The following is a 16,234-nucleotide window of genomic DNA, read 5'->3' as shown; positions in this document are numbered from 1 at the left end:
CCCTCACTGCCCGGCGCCCTCGGGGAGTCCGTAGACCCGGCGGGCGTTGCCGGCGGCGATCAGTCCCGCCACGCGCTGTGCGTCGGTGAGCGACCAGGCCCCCTCGGCGACCCAGGTGCCGAGCACCCGCCCGAGCGCCTCGCGGAACAGGTGCGCCCCGACGACGTGCAGCTCGGGCAGGCCGTGGGCGCCGCTGGAGAACAGCAGCTTGCCGAAGGGCGCCAGTTCCAGGATCTCCGCGAGGACCGCCGCGGCGCGGGCCCCGGTCCGCACCAGGGCGGGCCCGAGGTCGGCGTACACGTGCGGGAAGACGGCCGCCAGGTGTGCGGCGCTGCGGTGGTACGGATAGCCGTGCAGCAGCACCAGATCGGTGCCGAGGCCCGCGGTGGCCCGCGCGAACTCCCCCAGGTAGGTCTGCGGGTCCCCTGCTCCCGCGTGCAGCTGCAGCGGGCGGCCCGAGGCCACGGCGATCCACAGCAGATGGCGAAGGAGCACCGGGTCGGTGAGCGCCCCGCCGACCTGCCGCCCGGCCAGCCAGCGCCCCACCGCGCCCCGCACCTCGCCGGGTCCCGGCGGCTCCGGGGCGAGGGCGAGCGGATGGCGCACCCCCGCGACGGAGGTGAAGGCGACGGCGCCCGCGGCGGCGGCGTGCACCGACTCGGCCAGATTGGCCAGGAACGCGTCGGCGGTGCCGGAAGTGTCCGCGACCTGTTCGGCGAGCAGCTCCAGACGGACGATCTCGCGGGCGTCCGCGTCACCCGTACAGGCCATCTCGTCGGGTCCGGTCAGATCCCCCGGCAGCCCGGTGTCGACGAGGTACGTGGTGATGCCGCTGCCGCGCAGCAGGCGCCGGCCCGACTCGAGAACGCCGAGCTCGCGGCGGCGGGCCAGATAGCGGGCCGGCGGGCAGTGCGGCTCCATGCCGAGCAGCGGCGGGCACCAGCGGCGCACGGCGAAGCCGGTCTGGGTGTCGAAGAAGGTGGTCCCGGGGGCGGGCGGCCCCTCGCCCCGGCCGAGGTGGGCCTCGAAGGTGCCGAGGCCCAGCTCCGTACGGAGGACGCCATGGCAGTACTGGTCCACCAGGGACGGCGTTTCGATCATCCGGACTCCCGATGAGTGGACCTTGTTCTTACGGTCCTAACGGGTGACCCGGCTGTCAGGTGTTGCTTTCGGCCGTTCTCCGCGGGGGCGTACGGCGCGCGTCAGTCGTTGCTCGGGCCGCCGAGCTGGATGCCGGCCATCCGCTTCCACTCGTACGGTCCGGTCCGCACCTTGGCCGCGAACTCCCCGGCGAAGTCGTCGTGGACGGTGATCCCGGCCTTCTCGACTGCGCTCTGCGCCACGGCGTAGGAGGGCGCCATCAGGTCGCCCCAGCCGCCGTCCTCGCCCACCAGGACGATCCGGGCGCCGCGCTCTCCGACGTACGCGACCTGGCCCTCGGCGCCGCCGTGGGCCTTCGCGAAGGCGCCGATCTCCTTGGCGAGCCTGGCCGCCTTCCGCTCCGCGCGGGCCGCCTTCTTGCCGTCCTCGACCTGCTCGGTCTCTGCCATCTGCTCGGTCTCTGCCATGGAACAGGATGCTACCGACGGGTAGATCAACTGGCGACGGGCGGGGCACGTGGCGTTCGACACCAGCGTGCCCCGCCCGTCGGCGGAGTGTGTGCGCTCAGCGCAGGAAGGGGTCCACCGCGACCGCGACGAAGAGCAGCGAGACGTAGGTGATGGACCAGTGGAAGAGCCGCATCTCCTTGAGCTTGCCGCCCGTGACCTCGGCCTTGGCGCGGTTCTGCAGTCCGTGCGCCTCCCACAGCCACCAGCCGCCGGTGACCAGCGCGACCGCGGTGTAGAACCAGCCGGTGTAGCCGAGCGGCTGGAGCAGCAGCGAGACGGCGACCATGACCCAGCTGTAGAGGACGATCTGGCGGGCGACCACCTTGTTGGAGGCGATGACCGGCAGCATCGGCACGCCCACGCGCGCGTAGTCCTCCTTGACCTTCATGGACAGCGGCCAGTAGTGCGGCGGCGTCCAGAAGAACATGACCAGGAAGAGGATGACCGGGGCCCACGACATCGAGTCGGTGACCGCGGACCAGCCGATGAGGACCGGCAGACAGCCCGCGATGCCGCCCCACACGATGTTCTGGGAGGTGCGCCGCTTCAGGATCATCGTGTAGACGACCACGTAGAAGAGGAGCGCGCCGAGCGAGAGCCAGGCGGAGAGCCAGTTGACGGCGAAGCCGAACAGCAGGGTCGAGACGACCGCGAGGGTGATGCCGAAGACCAGGCACTCGCGCGGGCTGACCATGCCGGTCACCAGCGGCCGCTGCGACGTACGGTCCATCAGGGCGTCGATGTCGCGGTCGATGTACATGTTGAGCGCGTTGGCGCCCCCGGCGGAGAGGTAGCCGCCCAGGCAGGTCACGAAGACCAGCCAGAGGTCGGGCACCCCCTGTTCGGCGAGGAACATCACCGGAACGGTGGTGATGAGCAGCAGCTCGATGATCCGCGGCTTGGTCAGCGCCACGAACGCCTTGACACGAGCCCCGAACGGCCGATGGCTCGGGCTAAGGTCCGTCCCGGAAACCCCCGCTGGACGGGATTCAACGGCCGTCACGCACACCCCTGACAGAGACATCCCAGCGGGCCGACCAGCACCTTCTGACATGAAGATCCGGTAAAGCCCGCGCGTACCACGCCACTGTAGACGTTGCCCATACCTCGCTCTTCGCGGGGGTGGGGTCGTGTTGGGCGGCCGGTCGAACGGCGTCCGGGGCGAGTTGAACCGCCAGATGAGCGGAACCCCGCGTTCATTGAGCGGACATATGGGCGATACCGGTGGCCTTATGAGCGGACATATGAGCGACCCCATATTCACTTGCCTAATGCCCGCGCTTTCCTTTCGACAGGCGGATCCTCGCGTGTCACTGCAGTCTGGAATGACTCGAAAAAATGAGCGTTCTAGCAGCGGTAGGCTCGACATCGGCCGGTGGTATCTACGCCGCCGGCATTCGACATGTGGAGAGGAGCCCTGACTCAGGGTGAGCACCAAGCCGACCACCACAGACCTCGAGTGGACCGAACTGGACCAGCGAGCCGTTGACACCGCTCGCGTCCTGGCCATGGATTCCGTACAGAAGGTCGGCAACGGCCATCCCGGTACGGCCATGAGCCTCGCGCCCGCCGCGTACACCCTCTTCCAGAAGGTGATGCGCCACGACCCGGCGGACGCCGACTGGACCGGCCGCGACCGGTTCGTCCTCTCTGCGGGCCACTCGTCCCTGACCCTCTACATCCAGCTCTACCTGGCCGGCTTCGGCCTGGAGCTGGACGACCTGAAGGCCTTCCGCACCTGGGGCTCGAAGACCCCCGGTCACCCGGAGTACGGCCACACGGTCGGCGTGGAGACGACCACGGGCCCGCTGGGCCAGGGCGTCGCCAACGCCGTGGGCATGGCGATGGCGGCCCGCTACGAGCGCGGTCTGTTCGACCCGGAGGCGGCCGACGGCGCGTCCCCGTTCGACCACCACATCTACGCCATCGCCGGTGACGGCTGTCTCCAGGAGGGCATCTCCGGCGAGGCCTCGTCGCTGGCCGGGCACCAGAAGCTCGGCAACCTGATCCTGCTGTGGGACGACAACCACATCTCGATCGAGGGCGACACGGAGACCGCGGTCTCCGAGGACACCATGAAGCGGTACGAGGCGTACGGCTGGCACGTCCAGCGCGTGGCGCCCAAGGAGGACGGCGACCTCGACCCGGCCGCCCTCTACGCCGCGATCAAGGCCGCCCAGGCCGAGACCGAGCGCCCCTCCTTCATCGCGATGCGCTCGATCATCGCCTGGCCCGCCCCGAACGCGCAGAACACCGAGGCCGCCCACGGCTCGGCGCTCGGCGACGAGGAAGTGGCCGCCACCAAGCGCGTCCTCGGCTTCGACCCGGAGCAGAACTTCGAGGTCTCCGACGAGGTCCTCGCGCACACCCGCAAGGCCCTCGACCGCGGCCGCGAGGCCAAGGCCGAGTGGGAGAAGGGCTTCGCCGCCTGGCGCACCGCCAACGACGAGCGCGCCGCCGAGTTCGACCGCATCCGCGCGGGCGAGCTGCCCGAGGGCTGGGAGGAGAAGCTCCCGGAGTTCGAGACCGGCAAGGGCATCGCCACCCGCGCCGCCTCCGGCAAGATCCTCCAGGCGCTCGGCCCGGTCATCCCCGAGCTGTGGGGCGGCTCCGCCGACCTGGCGGGCTCGAACAACACGACGATCGACAAGACGTCGTCGTTCCTGCCCGAGGGCAACCCGCTGCCGGGCGCCGACCCGTACGGCCGTACGGTCCACTTCGGCATCCGCGAGCACTCCATGGCCGCGGAGATGAACGGCATCGCGCTGCACGGCAACACGCGCATCTTCGGCGGCACCTTCCTGGTGTTCTCCGACTACATGCGCAACGCCGTCCGGCTGTCCGCGCTGATGCACCTCCCGGTGACGTACGTGTGGACGCACGACTCCATCGGCCTCGGCGAGGACGGCCCGACCCACCAGCCGGTCGAGCACCTGGCCGCGCTGCGCGCCATCCCGGGCCTGAACGTGGTGCGCCCGGCCGACGCCAACGAGACCGTCGTCGCGTGGCGCGAGATCCTCAAGCGCTACACCAAGGAGTTCGGCAAGGGTGCCCCGCACGGCCTCGCGCTGACCCGCCAGGGCGTACCGACGTACGAGCGCAACGAGGACGCCGCCAAGGGCGGTTACGTCCTCTTCGAGGCCGACGGTGGCTCGCCCGAGGTCGTCCTCATCGGCACCGGCTCCGAGGTCCAACTCGCCGTCGAGGCGCGCGAGCAGCTGCAGGCCGCCGGCGTCCCGACGCGCGTCGTCTCGATGCCGTCCGTCGAATGGTTCGAGGAGCAGGACCAGGGGTACCGGGACTCGGTGCTGCCGCCGTCGGTGAAGGCGCGCGTGGCGGTCGAGGCCGGCATCGGTCTGACCTGGCACCGCTTCGTGGGCGACGCCGGACGCATCGTCTCGCTGGAGCACTTCGGTGCCTCGGCGGACGCCAAGGTGCTGTTCCGCGAGTTCGGGTTCACCGCCGACGCGGTGGCTCAGGCGGCCCGGGAATCACTCGACGCCGCTCAGCGCTGACGCCCATATACGACCAAGTAGGAGATGTAATTCCATGACAGACGCACTCAAGCGCCTTTCAGAAGAAGGCGTCGCGATCTGGCTGGACGACCTGTCGCGCAAGCGGATCACGTCCGGCAACCTCGCCGAGCTGATCGACCAGCAGCACGTCGTGGGCGTCACGACCAACCCGTCGATCTTCCAGAAGGCCATCTCGCAGGGCGACGGCTACGACCAGCAGCTCTCGGACCTCGCGGCCCGTGAGGTCACCGTCGAAGAGGCCATCCGCATGATCACGACGGCGGACGTCCGTGACGCCGCCGACATCCTGCGCCCGGTCTTCGAGGCGACCGGCGGCCAGGACGGCCGGGTGTCCATCGAGGTCGACCCGCGCCTGGCGCACAACACCAAGGCCACGACGGCCGAGGCCAAGCAGCTCGCCTGGCTGGTGGACCGGCCGAACGCGCTCATCAAGATCCCGGCCACCGAGGCGGGCATCCCGGCGATCACCGAGGTCATCGGCCTCGGCATCAGCGTCAACGTCACGCTGATCTTCTCGCTCGAGCGCTACCGCATGGTCATGGACGCGTACCTCGCCGGCCTGGAGAAGGCCAAGGAGCGCGGCCTCGACCTGTCGAAGATCCACTCGGTGGCGTCCTTCTTCGTGTCCCGCGTGGACACCGAGATCGACAAGCGCCTCGACGCCATCGGCACGGACGAGGCCAAGTCCGCCAAGGGCAAGGCCGCGCTCGCCAACGCCCGGCTCGCCTACGAGGCGTACGAGGAGGTCTTCTCCTCCGACCGCTGGGCCGCCCTGGACAAGGCGCAGGCCAACAAGCAGCGTCCGCTGTGGGCCTCGACCGGCGTCAAGGACCCGTCCTACAAGGACACGCTGTACGTCGACGAGCTCGTCGCGCCCAACACCGTGAACACGATGCCCGAGGCGACCCTGGAGGCCACCGGCGACCACGGTTCGATCTCCGGCAACACCATCGCGGGCACGTACGACCAGGCGCGCGCCGAGATCGCCGCCGTGGAGAAGCTCGGCATCTCGTACGACGAGGTCGTGCAGCTCCTGGAGGACGAGGGCGTCGACAAGTTCGAGGCGTCCTGGAACGACCTGCTCAAGTCGACCGAGGCCGAGCTCAAGCGCCTCGCTCCTGCGAAGGGCTGACCACTTTGTCAAGCAGCAATCCGCTGCGTGACGCCGCAGACCGACGGCTCCCGCGTATCGCGGGGCCGTCGGGCCTGGTCATTTTCGGCGTCACGGGCGATTTGTCCCGTAAAAAGTTGATGCCCGCCGTCTACGACCTCGCCAACCGGGGTCTCCTGCCGCCGGGCTTCTCGCTCATCGGCTTCGCCCGCCGCGACTGGGAGGACGAGGACTTCGCCCAGGTCGTCCACGACGCGGTCAAGCAGCACTCCCGGACCCCGTTCCGCGAGGAGGTCTGGCAGCAGCTCATCCAGGGCATGCGCTTCGTCCAGGGCAACTTCGACGACGACGACGCCTTCGAGCAGCTCAAGGCCACCATCCAGGAGCTGGACAAGGCGCAGGGCACCGGCGGGAACTTCGCGTTCTACCTCTCGGTGCCGCCGAAGTTCTTCCCGCAGGTGGTGCAGCAGCTCAAGAAGCACGAGCTGGCCGACGCCCCGAAGGGCGCCTGGCGCCGCGCGGTCATCGAAAAGCCGTTCGGCCACGACCTCGCGTCGGCCCGCGAGCTGAACGCGATCGTGCACGAGGTGTTCGCCCCGGACCAGGTGTTCCGGATCGACCACTACCTCGGCAAGGAAACCGTCCAGAACATCCTGGCGCTCCGCTTCGCCAACCAGATGTTCGAGCCGATCTGGAACCGGTCGTACGTGGACCATGTGCAGATCACCATGGCCGAGGACATCGGCATCGGCGGCCGCGCCGGCTACTACGACGGCATCGGCGCCGCGCGCGACGTCATCCAGAACCACCTGCTCCAGCTGATGGCGCTGACCGCGATGGAGGAGCCCGCCTCCTTCGACGCGAATGCGCTGGTCGCCGAGAAGGCCAAGGTGCTCGGCGCCGTCCGGCTGCCCAAGGACCTCGGCAAGAACACCGTCCGCGGGCAGTACGCCGCCGGGTGGCAGGGCGGCGAGAAGGCCGTCGGCTACCTCCAGGAAGAGGGCATCGACGCCAAGTCGAAGACCGACACCTACGCGGCCATCAAGCTGGGCGTGGACAACCGCCGTTGGGCGGGCGTCCCCTTCTACCTGCGCACCGGCAAGCGCCTCGGCCGCCGCGTCACCGAGATCGCGGTCGTCTTCCAGCGCGCGCCCCACTCCCCCTTCGACCACACGGCGACCGAGGAGCTCGGGCAGAACGCGATCGTCATCCGCGTCCAGCCCGACGAGGGCATCACGGTCCGGTTCGGCTCCAAGGTGCCCGGCACCTCCATGGAGATCCGGGACGTGTCGATGGACTTCGCGTACGGCGAGTCCTTCACCGAGTCCAGCCCCGAGGCGTACGAGCGGCTGATCCTGGACGTCCTGCTCGGCGACGCCAACCTCTTCCCGCGCACGGAGGAGGTCGAGCTGTCCTGGAACATCCTCGACCCGATCGAGGAGTACTGGGACAAGCACGGCAAGCCCGCGCAGTACCCGGCAGGCACCTGGGGCCCGACCGAGGCGGACGAAATGCTCGCACGAGACGGACGGAGCTGGCGTCGGCCATGAAGATCGACCTTACGGACACCACGTCCAGCAAGATCAACAAGGCGCTCGTGCAGGGCCGCAGGGCGATCGGCACGCCGGCCGTCGGCATGGTGCTCACCCTCGTCATCGTCACCGACGAGGAGAACGCCTACGACGCCCTGCGGGCCGCCAACGACGCGTCGCGCGAGCACCCCTCGCGCACCCTCGTCGTCATCAAGCGCGCCGCGCGCTCGCCCCGTGACCGCACCACGTCGCGCCTCGACGCCGAGGTACGGGTCGGCGTGGAGGCGGGCACCGGCGAGACGGTGGTCCTGCGGCTGTACGGCGAGGTCATCGACCACGCCCAGTCGGTCGTGCTGCCGCTGCTGCTCCCCGACGCCCCCGTGGTCGTCTGGTGGCCGGTGAACGCCCCGCTGGACCCGGCCAACGACCCGCTGGGCACCCTCGCCCAGCGCCGCGTCACGGACACCTACGCGGCCGAGGACCCGATCCACGAGCTGACCGCACGCGCCGAGGCCTACCACCCCGGCGACACGGACCTGTCGTGGACGCGCATCACCCCGTGGCGCTCCATGCTCGCCGCGGCGCTCGACCAGGTCACCTGCAAGGTCACCTCGGTGCAGGTGGACGGCGAGGAGTTCAACCCGAGCTGCGAGCTGCTCGGCATGTGGCTCGCCGACCGGCTCGACGTACCGGTCAAGCGCGCGCTGTCGGCGGGCCCCGGCCTGACCGGCGTCCGCATGGAGACCGACTGCGGTCCCATCGTGCTCGACCGGGCCGACGGCTCGCTCGCCACGCTCTCCATCGAGGGGCAGCCCGACCGCGCGGTGGCGCTCAAGCGCCGTGAGACGGCCGAGCTGATCGCCGAGGAGCTGCGCCGCCTCGACCCGGACGACACCTACGCCTCCGCGCTGAAGTACGGCGTGGACCGCCTGGGCCAGCCGTCCGAGCCGGTGACGGAGACCGCGTCGGAGGCCAAGGAGGGCGGCAAGGCCCCCGAGGCCAAGCAGGCGCCGGCGAAGAAGGCAGCGGCCAAGAAGGCGGCCGCGAAGTGACCGCGACCCCGCAGCTCGTCGTCCACCGCGACAAGGAGCTGATGGCGCAGGCCGTCGCGGCCCGCCTCATCACGAAGATCGTCGACGCGCAGGCCGCCCGCGGCCACGCGTCGGTGGTCCTCACCGGCGGCCGCAACGGCAACGGCGTGCTGGCCGCGCTCGGCTCCTCCCCGGCGAAGGACGCGGTCGACTGGTCGCGCCTGGACCTGTGGTGGGGCGACGAGCGGTTCCTGCCGGACGGCGACCCGGAGCGCAACTACACCCAGGCCAAGGAGGCACTGCTCGACTCGGTGCCCCTGAACCCGGCCCGGGTGCACCCGATGCCCGCCTCGGACGGCGCGTACGAGGTGGACGCGGCGGCGGAGGTCTACGCCGCCGAACTCACCGCGGCCGCGGGCCCGGACGACCACGGCCCGGTGCCGACCTTCGACGTCCTGATGCTCGGCGTCGGCCCGGACACGCACGTCGCGTCGCTCTTCCCCGAGCTGCCCGCGGTGCGCGAGACCGTGCGCTCGGTGGTCGGCGTGCACGGCGCGCCGAAGCCGCCGCCGGTCCGCGTCTCGCTGACCCTTCCGGCGATCCGGGCGGCCCGCGAGGTGTGGCTGCTCGCGGCGGGCGAGGACAAGGCGCGGGCCGCGGCCATCGCCCTGTCGGGCGCGGGCGAGGTGCAGGCCCCCGCGGCCGGTGCCTACGGCCGCTCGCGCACCCTGTGGTTCCTGGACACCGCGGCGGCCTCGCAGCTCCCCCCGGAGCTGTATCCGCCGGCCGTGTCCTAGCGGTCCGTCGCGTTACGTCGCCGAGGGCCCCCGCACCGGCTGGTGCGGGGGCCCTCAGGCGTCCACGAGGACGCGTCGGTAGCTGCTGCCGTCCTGCTCGCGGACCAGGAGGCCGTCGGTGACGCAGTACCGCCGCAGCGCCGCGGTGTCGTCGTGGACGGTGCCGAACGCGTCGTTGACCTCGCGCTCGCTGTAGCTGCGCCCTGTGTCGAAGAGGGTGTCCGTGAGGTGGACGAGGAGTTCGTGGCGCACCACGGCCCGCACCGGGATCGTGGTGAGGCGGCCGTGCGCGAAGAAGCCGGTGAGGCGGCGCGGCACGGTGGGGTGGACGTAGGCGTCCACGGGGTCGGGCGAGCGCCGGAAGACGGCCGGGTCGGCCCGCAGCGATCCGTCGGGCAGCCGCTCCACGAGCCCGGTGGCGAGGAGCCGTCCCAGGTGCTTGCGGGCGACGGTGGAGTCGGCCTCGCCCGGAGCCAGGTCGTCGAGGACTATGCGCGCGTACAGCCGGAGTCTGTCGGGGTCGGCGAGCGCGGCGTGCAGCTGGTCCATGACGGGGTCCCTCCCGGCGGGTGACAGAGCTGAAGCAGTGTCACCCGCCGGGGGCCGCGCCCGCATCCGATTAACGGCCGTACGTCACCGGACGGGCCGAGGGACCGGCGGGATCAACGGCCGCGCAGATCCCGGTACTTGGCGACCAGCGCCGTGGTCGACCCGTCCAGGCCCGGCACGTCGGCGCCCTCGGTCAGCGCGGGCTCGATCCGCTTGGCGAGGACCTTGCCGAGCTCGACGCCCCACTGGTCGAAGGAGTCGATGTTCCACACGGCGCCCTGCACGAAGACCTTGTGCTCGTAGAGCGCGACGAGCTGGCCGAGGACCGAGGGGGTCAGCTCCTTGGCGAGGATCGTCGTCGTCGGGTGGTTGCCCTTGAACGTCTTGTGCGGGACGAGCTCCTCCGCGACGCCCTCGGCGCGCACCTCGTCCGGCGTCTTGCCGAACGCCAGCGCCTGCGTCTGCGCGAAGAAGTTGGCCATCAGGAGGTCGTGCTGGGCGACCAGGCCGGGCAGCAGGTCGGCGACCGGCTCGGCGAAGCCGATGAAGTCCGCCGGGATCAACTTCGTTCCCTGGTGGATGAGTTGGTAGTAGGCGTGCTGGCCGTTGGTGCCGGGCGTGCCCCAGACCACCGGGCCGGTCTGCCAGTCGACCTCCTCGCCGTTCCGGTCGACGTACTTGCCGTTGGACTCCATGTCCAGCTGCTGCAGATACGCGGTGAACTTGGAGAGGTAGTGCGAGTACGGCAGCACGGCGTGCGACTGCGCGTCGTGGAAGTTGCCGTACCAGATGCCCAACAGGCCCATCAGGAGAGGCACGTTGGACTCGGCGGGCGCGGTGCGGAAGTGCTCGTCGACGAGGTGGAAGCCGTCGAGCATCTCGCGGAACCGGTCGGGACCGATGGCGATCATCAGGGAGAGACCGATGGCCGAGTCGTAGGAGTAGCGGCCGCCGACCCAGTCCCAGAACTCGAACATGTTGTCCGTGTCGATGCCGAAGTCCGACACCTTCTCGGCGTTGGTCGACAGGGCCACGAAGTGCTTGGCGACGGCGCCCTGGTCGGCGCGCAGGCCGGTGAGCAGCCAGTCCCGCGCCGAGGTGGCGTTGGTGATCGTCTCGATGGTGGTGAACGTCTTCGAGGCGATGACGAACAGCGTCTCGGCGGGGTCGAGGTCCCGCACGGCCTCGTGCAGGTCCGCGCCGTCCACGTTCGACACGAAGCGGACCGTGAGGTCGCGGTCGGTGAAGGAGCGCAGCACCTCGTACGCCATCGCGGGACCGAGGTCGGAGCCGCCGATGCCGATGTTGACGACGTTCTTGATGCGCTTGCCGGTGTGCCCGGTCCACTCGCCGGAGCGGACCTTCTCGGAGAAGGCGCTCATCTTGTCGAGGACGGCGTGCACCGCCGGCACCACGTTCTCGCCGTCGACCTCGATGACGGCGTCCCGCGGGGCGCGCAGCGCGGTGTGCAGGACCGCGCGGTCCTCGGTGGTGTTGATCTTCTCGCCGCGGAACATGGCGTCCCGCAGTCCGAACACGTCGGTCGCGGCGGCCAGCTCGCGCAGCAGCCGCAGCGTCTCCTCCGTGACGAGGTGCTTGGAGTAGTCGATGTGCAGGTCACCGACCTGGAGGGTGTACGCCGTGCCGCGCGCCGGATCCGCGGCGAACAGCTCGCGCAGCTGCACTTCTCCGAGTTGTTCGCGGTGCTTGGTGAGCGCCGTCCACTCGGGCGTCTGATTGAGCCTTGCGCGGCTTTCTGCATTCATCTCGGACTTCAGCCTTCTCTCGTACCCGCGTACGTGTATTGCCCCGCTGCACTCACCAACCTAATCGATCGATGAGCGGTATGAGATGTCTGAAACCGTCTGTCCGCAGACGTGCCCGCGGATGTACCCGGACAAGAAACCGGCCGGACACCTTCTCGGTGTCCGGCCGAATCCCAAGTACTAGATCTCGCCCCGCAGTTTGGCGAGCGCTTCCGCGAGAATGGCCTCGCCGTCCGCGTCGCTGCGCCGCTCACGCACATACGCCAGATGCGTCTTGTACGGCTCGGTGCGCGGCGGGTCCGGAGGGTTGTCCCGGTCCTGACCTGCCGGAAAGCCGCAGCGGGTACAGTCCCATGTGTCGGGGATCTGCGCGTCGCTCGCGAAGCTGGGCTGCGTCTCGTGCCCGTTGGAGCACCAGAAGGAGATGCGCGCTCGCGGCGCGGACTCACCGCGCTCGGCCTCGCCCATCGGCCCCGCCCCGACCCGACTTCCTCGGATCGCGTTGCCACTTGCCACGGTCGTAACTCCCTGCGTGATGGTGCTGCTGCGGGCGCCTCAGTTTACGTAAGGCCCAACGCGCGTCCAGTGTGCGGAGTTACACCCCACCCCCCGGACGCAAGCCCCATGATAAGCCGCGCACGCGGCCACGCACCGGACAAGCGACCAGCGCCTGACGCTAGTTGTTCGCCTTCATCAGCAGACCCAGCGCGACAATGCACGCGAACCACAGCAGACCGACCACGACGGTGATGCGGTCGAGGTTGCGCTCCGCGACGGAGGAACCGCCGACGGACGACTGCATGCCGCCGCCGAACATGTCGGAAAGGCCGCCGCCCTTGCCCTTGTGCATCAGCACCAGCAACATCATCAGAGCGCTGAAGACGATGAGGGCGATCGAGAACCCCATAACCACGGCTGGACCAACTTCCTCGGAACTGAATCGACGACGGGGGCCGGGGCTTTTTTCGCGGGCGAGCTTTCCAGCCAGCTTTCCGAGCCTCCGACCCCCGCAAGGGTACGACGTATCGCCGCTACCGCATACTCACTGGTCGCGGAACCGGACGATCTTGACGAACTCGTCGGAGTCCAGCGCGGCGCCGCCGACCAGGGCACCGTCGACGTCGGGCTGCGCCATGATGTCGGCGACGTTCTTCGCCTTCACGGAGCCGCCGTACTGGATGCGGACCTTGTCGGCGAGCTCGGGCGAGTACAGCTCGGCGAGGCGGCGGCGGATCGCGCCGCAGACCTCCTGCGCGTCCTCGGGGGTGGCGACCTCGCCGGTGCCGATCGCCCAGACGGGCTCGTACGCGATCACGATCGTCTCGGCCTGCTCGGCCGGGACGTCCTTGAGGCCGCCGTCGAGCTGGTTGAGCGTGTACTGGACCTGCTGTCCCGCCTTGCGGATGTCCAGGCCCTCGCCGACGCAGAGGATCGGGGTCAGGCCGTGCTTGTAGGCGGCCTTCACCTTGGCGTTGCAGAGCTCGTCGGTCTCGTTGTGGTACTGGCGGCGCTCGGAGTGGCCCACGGCGACGTAGGTGCACTTCAGCTTGGCCAGCATCGGGCCCGAGATCTCGCCGGTGTAGGCGCCGGAGTCCTGCGCCGAGATGTCCTGGGCGCCGTACTTGATCTTGAGCTTGTCGCCGTCGACCAGGGTCTGCACCGAGCGGAGGTCGGTGAAGGGCGGCAGGACGGCGACCTCGCAGGCCTCGTAGTCCTTGTCGGCCAGGGCGAAGGCGAGCTTCTGGACGTGGGCGATGGCCTCGAGGTGGTTGAGGTTCATCTTCCAGTTGCCCGCCATCAGCGGGGTGCGCGTAGTCATCAGGTCTCAGTTCTCCAGTGCCGCGAGGCCGGGGAGCGTCTTGCCCTCGAGGTATTCGAGGGAGGCGCCGCCACCGGTCGAGATGTGGCCGAATGCGTTCTCGTCGAAGCCCAGCTGCCGGACGGCCGCGGCGGAGTCGCCACCGCCGACGACCGTGAAGGCCGCGGAGTCGACAAGGGCCTGGGCGACCGCCTTGGTGCCCTCGGCGTAGTCGGGGTGCTCGAAGACGCCCATCGGGCCGTTCCAGAAGACGGTGGCCGCGTCGGCGAGCTTCGAGGCGTAGAGCTTACGGGTCTCGGGTCCGATGTCGAGACCCTCCTGGTCGGCCGGGATGGCGTCCGCGGCGACCGTGGTGGGGTTGGCCGGGGCCTTGGTCTTCAGGTCCGGGAAGTCCGGCGAGACCAGCACGTCGACGGGGAGGACGAACTCCACGCCCCGCGCCTCGGCGCGCTTGAGGTAGTCCTTGACGGCCGGGATCTGGTCCTCCTGGAGGAGGGAGATGCCGACCTCGTGGCCCTGGGCCTTGAGGAAGGTGTAGGCCATGCCGCCGCCGATGAGGATGCGGTCGGCCTTCTCCAGGAGGTGGTCGATCACGCCGAGCTTGTCGGAGACCTTGGCGCCGCCGAGGACCACCGCGTAGGGCCGCTTGACCTCGTCGGTGAGCTTCTTCAGGACGCCGACCTCGGTGGCGATGAGGTAGCCGGCGTAGTGCGGCAGCTTGGCGGGGAGGTCGTACACCGAGGCGTGCTTGCGGTGCACGGCGCCGAAGCCGTCGCCCACGTAGACGTCCGCGAGGGCGGCGAGCCGGTCGGCGAACCCGGCCCGCTCGGCGTCGTCCTTGGAGGTCTCGCCCGCGTTGAAGCGGAGGTTCTCGATGACGGCGACCTGGCCGGGCTGCAGGCCGTCCACCGCGTCGTGCGCGGCGGGGCCGACGGTGTCCTGCGCGAACGCGACGGGCGCGCCCAGGAGCTCGCCGAGCCGCTCGGCGGCGGGCAGCAGCGAGAAGGCCGGGTCCGGGGCGCCCTTGGGGCGGCCCAGGTGCGAGGCGACGACCACCTTGGCGCCCGCGTCGGCGAGGGCCTTCACGGTCGGCAGGACGGCGCGGATGCGGCCGTCGTCGGTGATGGCGCCCTCGGCGAGCGGCACGTTGAGGTCGGCGCGGACGAAGACCCGCTTGCCGTCGACTCCTTCGGCGAGAAGTTCGTCGATCGTCTTCATGAACTGGACTCCTTGGGTGGGCTGACGCACAACAGGGCCCGGAGCGCGCGGCGTTGCGCGGTCCGGACCCTGTGCTCACATCTAGGTGCCTGCTCTGGTGGTTAGAGCTGACCGCCGACGAAGACGGTGAGGTCGACGAGACGGTTGGAGTAGCCCCACTCGTTGTCGTACCAGCCGAGGATCTTCACCGACTTGCCGTCCTGGACCATCGTCAGGGACGAGTCGAAGGTGCAGGAGGCCGGGTCGCTGACGATGTCGGACGACACGATCGGGTCCTCGGTGTAGAAGAGGTAGCCCTTCAGGTCGCCGTCGTCGGCGGCCTTCTTGAACGCGGCGTTGACCTCGTCCTTGGTGACCTCGCGGGAGACCTCGACGACCAGGTCGGTGGCCGAACCGGTCGGGACCGGGACGCGCATCGCGATGCCGTCGAGCTTGCCCTTGAGCTGGGGCAGGACCAGGGCGGTGGCCTTGGCGGCACCCGTCGTGGTCGGGATGATGTTCTCGGCGGCGGCGCGGGCGCGGCGCAGGTCCGAGTGCGGGAAGTCCAGGATGCGCTGGTCGTTGGTGTACGCGTGGACCGTGGTCATCAGGCCCTTGACGATGCCGAAGTTCTCGTCGAGAACCTTCGCCATCGGCGCCACACAGTTGGTGGTGCAGGAGGCGTTGGAGATGACGTGGTGGTTGGCCGCGTCGTACTTGTCCTGGTTGACGCCCATCACGATGGTGATGTCCTCGTCCTTGGCCGGAGCCGAGATGAGGACCTTCTTGGCGCCGCCGGTGATGTGCTTCTCGGCGTCGGCCTTCTTCGTGAAGATGCCGGTGGACTCGATCACGATGTCGACGCCGAGGTCGCCCCACGGGATGTCGGCGGGGTTGCGCTCGGACAGGACCTTGATGGTCTTGCCGTCGACGGTGATGGTGTCCTCGGTGTGCGACACCTCGGCCTTGAGGCGGCCCAGGATGGTGTCGTACTTCAGAAGGTGCGCGGTGGTCGCGGTGTCACCCAGGTCGTTGACAGCCACGATCTCGATGTCCGCACCCTGCTCGAGCAGCGCGCGGAAGTAGTTGCGACCGATGCGGCCAAAGCCGTTGATGCCTACGCGGATCGTCACGAAACCGATCTCCTCGTTGGTACGCCGGTTTTAGACGCCGGCGAGTTGTATGGGATGTCCCCGACCGCCTCCGACCCTACCTCTCTGAGGCCTCTGAGGTGACATCGAGAGGGGCTCCGGGCGACACAGAGGCCCGTACCCCCCAGTAGGGGT

The 16,234-nt window shown here is 69.6% G+C and carries 15 protein-coding genes; 5 read left to right on the top strand and 10 right to left on the bottom strand.

Going from position 1 to position 16,234, the window contains the following annotated elements:
• Positions 1-3: 3 nt before the first annotated feature.
• The 3 genes from ACFYO9_RS30965 to ACFYO9_RS30955 form a co-directional block, all read right to left on the bottom strand.
• A complete protein-coding gene (locus ACFYO9_RS30965) occupies positions 4-1,101 on the bottom strand; it encodes an amidohydrolase family protein (protein WP_355817963.1) in 1,098 nt (365 codons plus the stop codon).
• 101 nt (positions 1,102-1,202) lie between these two features.
• Positions 1,203-1,568 (bottom strand): hypothetical protein, encoded by a 366-nt coding sequence (locus ACFYO9_RS30960; protein ID WP_355817960.1) that lies wholly within the window; start codon positions 1,566-1,568, stop codon positions 1,203-1,205.
• 97 nt (positions 1,569-1,665) lie between these two features.
• Positions 1,666-2,619 carry a heme o synthase gene (locus tag ACFYO9_RS30955; RefSeq protein ID WP_355818080.1) on the bottom strand — a complete coding sequence of 318 codons (954 nt, stop codon included), beginning with the start codon at positions 2,617-2,619 and terminating at the stop codon, positions 1,666-1,668.
• Between the two features lie 418 nt (positions 2,620-3,037).
• On the opposite strand from ACFYO9_RS30955, the gene tkt reads away from it, so the two are divergent.
• From tkt to pgl, 5 genes are read left to right on the top strand one after another with little or no spacing between them, the layout of a single operon-like run.
• Positions 3,038-5,125, top strand: coding sequence for a transketolase (gene tkt / locus ACFYO9_RS30950; protein WP_355817958.1), 2,088 nt, complete (start codon positions 3,038-3,040; stop codon positions 5,123-5,125).
• A 34-nt stretch (positions 5,126-5,159) separates the two neighbouring features.
• A complete protein-coding gene (gene tal / locus ACFYO9_RS30945) occupies positions 5,160-6,278 on the top strand; it encodes a transaldolase (protein ID WP_355817955.1) in 1,119 nt (372 codons plus the stop codon).
• A gap of 5 nt (positions 6,279-6,283) precedes the next feature.
• Entirely contained in the window at positions 6,284-7,807 is a 1,524-nt protein-coding gene (gene zwf / locus ACFYO9_RS30940) for a glucose-6-phosphate dehydrogenase (protein ID WP_388666746.1), read from the top strand.
• Positions 7,804-8,841: a glucose-6-phosphate dehydrogenase assembly protein OpcA gene (gene opcA, locus ACFYO9_RS30935; protein WP_355817952.1), complete on the top strand. Its 1,038-nt coding sequence runs from the start codon at positions 7,804-7,806 to the stop codon at positions 8,839-8,841. The genes zwf and opcA overlap by 4 nt, the downstream gene beginning before the upstream one ends.
• Positions 8,838-9,617 (top strand): 6-phosphogluconolactonase, encoded by a 780-nt coding sequence (gene pgl, locus ACFYO9_RS30930; RefSeq protein ID WP_388666744.1) that lies wholly within the window; start codon positions 8,838-8,840, stop codon positions 9,615-9,617. The genes opcA and pgl overlap by 4 nt, the downstream gene beginning before the upstream one ends.
• A 54-nt stretch (positions 9,618-9,671) precedes the next feature.
• Here pgl and ACFYO9_RS30925 read toward each other — a convergent pair whose 3' ends face one another.
• From ACFYO9_RS30925 to gap, 7 genes are all read right to left on the bottom strand, one after another.
• The gene (locus ACFYO9_RS30925; protein WP_388666741.1) at positions 9,672-10,166 is read right to left on the bottom strand and encodes a DUF2087 domain-containing protein; all 495 of its coding nucleotides are present in this window, start codon (positions 10,164-10,166) and stop codon (positions 9,672-9,674) included.
• Between the two features lie 113 nt (positions 10,167-10,279).
• Positions 10,280-11,932, bottom strand: a complete 1,653-nt coding sequence (pgi, locus tag ACFYO9_RS30920; protein WP_358777637.1) for a glucose-6-phosphate isomerase — start codon at positions 11,930-11,932, stop codon at positions 10,280-10,282.
• A gap of 180 nt (positions 11,933-12,112) precedes the next feature.
• Positions 12,113-12,448 carry an RNA polymerase-binding protein RbpA gene (locus ACFYO9_RS30915; protein WP_355817946.1) on the bottom strand — a complete coding sequence of 112 codons (336 nt, stop codon included), beginning with the start codon at positions 12,446-12,448 and terminating at the stop codon, positions 12,113-12,115.
• A 160-nt stretch (positions 12,449-12,608) separates the two neighbouring features.
• Positions 12,609-12,839, bottom strand: coding sequence for a preprotein translocase subunit SecG (gene secG, locus ACFYO9_RS30910; RefSeq protein ID WP_030784160.1), 231 nt, complete (start codon positions 12,837-12,839; stop codon positions 12,609-12,611).
• Between the two features lie 135 nt (positions 12,840-12,974).
• A complete protein-coding gene (gene tpiA / locus ACFYO9_RS30905) occupies positions 12,975-13,751 on the bottom strand; it encodes a triose-phosphate isomerase (protein ID WP_358777636.1) in 777 nt (258 codons plus the stop codon).
• Between the two features lie 6 nt (positions 13,752-13,757).
• Positions 13,758-14,969: a phosphoglycerate kinase gene (locus tag ACFYO9_RS30900; RefSeq protein ID WP_358777635.1), complete on the bottom strand. Its 1,212-nt coding sequence runs from the start codon at positions 14,967-14,969 to the stop codon at positions 13,758-13,760.
• A gap of 101 nt (positions 14,970-15,070) precedes the next feature.
• Positions 15,071-16,081 carry a type I glyceraldehyde-3-phosphate dehydrogenase gene (gene gap, locus ACFYO9_RS30895; RefSeq protein WP_355817938.1) on the bottom strand — a complete coding sequence of 337 codons (1,011 nt, stop codon included), beginning with the start codon at positions 16,079-16,081 and terminating at the stop codon, positions 15,071-15,073.
• Positions 16,082-16,234 lie beyond the last annotated feature (153 nt).

It is taken from the genome of Streptomyces sp. NPDC005863 (assembly GCF_042871345.1).
Lineage (GTDB): Bacteria > Actinomycetota > Actinomycetes > Streptomycetales > Streptomycetaceae > Streptomyces.
The sequence above is the reverse complement of the archived record's forward strand: the minus strand, read 5'-3'. Positions and strand labels throughout refer to the sequence as shown.

Coding starts and splice junctions, on each gene's coding strand:
- pgi (WP_358777637.1), bottom strand. CDS start 11,932: ATGAATGCAGAAAGCCGCGCAAGGCTCAATCAGACGCCCGAGTGGACG.
- secG (WP_030784160.1), bottom strand. CDS start 12,839: ATGGGGTTCTCGATCGCCCTCATCGTCTTCAGCGCTCTGATGATGTTG.
- opcA (WP_355817952.1), top strand. CDS start 7,804: ATGAAGATCGACCTTACGGACACCACGTCCAGCAAGATCAACAAGGCG.
- ACFYO9_RS30900 (WP_358777635.1), bottom strand. CDS start 14,969: ATGAAGACGATCGACGAACTTCTCGCCGAAGGAGTCGACGGCAAGCGG.
- tpiA (WP_358777636.1), bottom strand. CDS start 13,751: ATGACTACGCGCACCCCGCTGATGGCGGGCAACTGGAAGATGAACCTC.
- ACFYO9_RS30960 (WP_355817960.1), bottom strand. CDS start 1,568: ATGGCAGAGACCGAGCAGATGGCAGAGACCGAGCAGGTCGAGGACGGC.
- tal (WP_355817955.1), top strand. CDS start 5,160: ATGACAGACGCACTCAAGCGCCTTTCAGAAGAAGGCGTCGCGATCTGG.
- ACFYO9_RS30965 (WP_355817963.1), bottom strand. CDS start 1,101: ATGATCGAAACGCCGTCCCTGGTGGACCAGTACTGCCATGGCGTCCTC.
- ACFYO9_RS30925 (WP_388666741.1), bottom strand. CDS start 10,166: ATGGACCAGCTGCACGCCGCGCTCGCCGACCCCGACAGACTCCGGCTG.